Source organism: Streptomyces sp. NPDC058955 (assembly GCF_042741435.1).
Classification (GTDB): domain Bacteria; phylum Actinomycetota; class Actinomycetes; order Streptomycetales; family Streptomycetaceae; genus Streptomyces.
The window spans coordinates 1-2,405 of record NZ_JBHYKM010000238.1 but is presented as its reverse complement, the minus strand read 5'-3'; the positions used below and the strand labels follow the sequence as shown (position 1 = coordinate 2,405).

Sequence of the window (2,405 nt, the reverse complement as noted above, 5' to 3'; positions counted from 1 at the left end):
TCGCCCCGCTGCTGCGGCTCGCCACGGCGGCCTGCGGCGGAGCGGACACCGGCGACCGGGCACAGGCGCCGCCGGCCGGTGCCGCGCCGGAACGCTTCCGCCACCCCGGCGTCCTCGTCGGCGGCGCCCAGCTCGACGCCGTCCGGCGCCACGTGGCGGCCGGCGAGGAGCCCTGGACCTCCGCCTACCGGGCGATGGCCGCCTCCGCGTACGCCGCCCTCGACTACGTGCCGCACCCCGCCGCGACCGTCGCCTGCGCCTCCAACGCCGGCACCGACGCCTGCGTCGCCGAACGCGAGGACGCCCTCGCCGCGTACACCCACGCGCTCATGTGGTCCGTCTCCGGGAAGCGGGCGCACGCCGCGAAGGCCGTCGAGATCATGGACGCCTGGGCGCGGACCGTCAAGGAGCACACCCGCGACGACGCCGACCTCCAGACCGCCTGGTCCGGCTCCTCCTGGGCGCGCGCCGCCGACATCGTGCACGCCGGCTACCCCGCCTGGGGCGGCGCGGCCGTCCAGCGCTTCAAGTGGATGCTGCGCAAGGCGTATCTGCCGGCCGTCACCTCCGACGTCCCCGACTACAACGGGAACTGGGAGCTGGCGATGACCGACGCCGCCATCGGCATGGCCGTCTTCCTGGAGGACCGCCGCCTCTTCGAGCAGTCCGTACGCCGCTACCGCGCCCGCGTCCCCGCCTACTTCTACCTCGCCTCCGACGGCGCCCTGCCCAAGCCGCCGCCCGGCGGCACCATCGACACGCCCGACGAGCTGGCCACCTACTGGTTCGGCCAGCGCACCTACCGCGACGGCCTCGGCCAGGAGACCTGCCGCAACTTCATGCACATCGGCTACTCCCTCGCCGCCACCGCCCACATCGCCGAGACCGCCTGGCACCAGGGCGTCGACCTCTACCGGGACCAGGCCGAACGGATCGCCGCCGCCCTGGAGTTCCACGCCCGCTACCAACTCGGCGCCACCGCCCCACGCTGGCTGTGCGGCGGCAAGGTCGAGCGCACCATGGGCCCCGACGTCGAGGTCGCCCTCAACCACCTCGAAGGCCGCATGGGCATGCGGCTGCCGCAGACCGCGAAGCTCGCCGCCAGCCAGCGGCCCGGCGGCACCGACGACCTCTTCGTCGCCTGGGAGACCCTGACCCACGCCCGCAACCCCACCCCGGCATAGGCTCGGCGGTCATGACGACCGACGGACGAATCCCCGACGAGCTGCGGCGCGCCCGCTACCTCAGCCTCACCACCTTCCGGAAGAACGGCACCGGGGTCGCCACCCCCGTCTGGTACGCCGTCGAGGGCGAACGGGTGTACGTGTGGACCCGCACCGACTCCTGGAAGGTCAAGCGGCTCCGCAACGACCCCAGGGTCGAGCTGGCCGTCTGCGACGTGCGCGGCAACGTCCCCGACGGCGCCGTCCGCACCCCCGGCACCGCCCGGCTCGTCACCGGCGAGGAGCTGCGCCACGTCCGCCGACTGCTCTCCCGCAAGTACACGTACCAGTTCTGGCTCGTGGACTGGCCGGCCATGATCGCCCGCCTCGGCAAGCGCCCCCACACCGGGATCGTCGTCACCCTGTGACCGGTCGGTACGGCACCGATGTGGTCCCCGGGGCACGGAAAGGAAAACGGTCCGTAGCCGTCCCGTAACACGACTGCGGTGCAATGCCCTGCGGCGGACCGGAAGGTCCCCTTCTACCGCAGGGCAGGTGCACGCATGACGGTCACTCACCTTCCGTCCGAGATGGCGGAGTTCACCCTCTGGCTGGGCGGGCTCGCGGCCCGCGCCGAGCGGACCGGCGGCTGGTGGGCCGTCTTCGCCGAACGGGACCCGGACGGGCTGGGCGCCTGCCTCGACGGCACCGAACTGCTGCCGTGGGACGTCGTCGAGTCCCTCCTCCAGGACGTCGGCGAGGCGCCCCACCACGGGCGGGAGCTGTACGCGGCGGCCGCCGCCGCCCACGACCGCCGGCCCGGCGGCGCCGAGGCGCTGACCGCCCGCCGCGCACTGATGGAACGCGAGCGCCGGCACGCCGAGACCCGCGTCCGGGAGCTGGGGGAGTGGATCCGCACCGCGGGCCCCGAGGAGGCCGCCCGGCTCGCACACGACCTCGCCTGGACCCGCGACGACCACGCCCGCGCCACCGCCCGGATCGTCGACCTCACCGACCGCCTCGACCGGCTCCACGCCGCCGCCCCGGCACCGGCCGCCGCGGCCGCCCCCGCACCGGCCGCTGCCGCCCCCGCGCCGGAGCGGGCCCCGGGGGGGGGCGGGCCGGGCCGGCGGGCCGGCGGGGGCGGCGGGCACCCGCACCCCCCCCCCCCCCCGGGCGCACGTGACGCGCTGGTTCGTCCGGCGCCTCCAGGCCGACGGCGAGCCGGCGAACACCGAGGAC

General features: G+C 75.6%; 2 protein-coding genes and 1 pseudogene. All 3 read left to right on the top strand.

Annotated features, from left to right (window positions below; genetic code table 11):
* The first annotated feature begins 8 nt into the window (after nucleotides 1-8).
* Nucleotides 9-1,184 carry an alginate lyase family protein gene (locus ACFW1I_RS38295; protein ID WP_384678779.1) on the top strand — a complete coding sequence of 392 codons (1,176 nt, stop codon included), beginning with the start codon at nucleotides 9-11 and terminating at the stop codon, nucleotides 1,182-1,184.
* An 11-nt stretch (nucleotides 1,185-1,195) separates the two neighbouring features.
* Nucleotides 1,196-1,591 carry a PPOX class F420-dependent oxidoreductase gene (locus tag ACFW1I_RS38290; protein ID WP_384678776.1) on the top strand — a complete coding sequence of 132 codons (396 nt, stop codon included), beginning with the start codon at nucleotides 1,196-1,198 and terminating at the stop codon, nucleotides 1,589-1,591.
* 135 nt (nucleotides 1,592-1,726) lie between these two features.
* A pseudogene (locus tag ACFW1I_RS38285) lies at nucleotides 1,727-2,405 on the top strand (UL36 very large tegument protein); the annotation flags it as partial.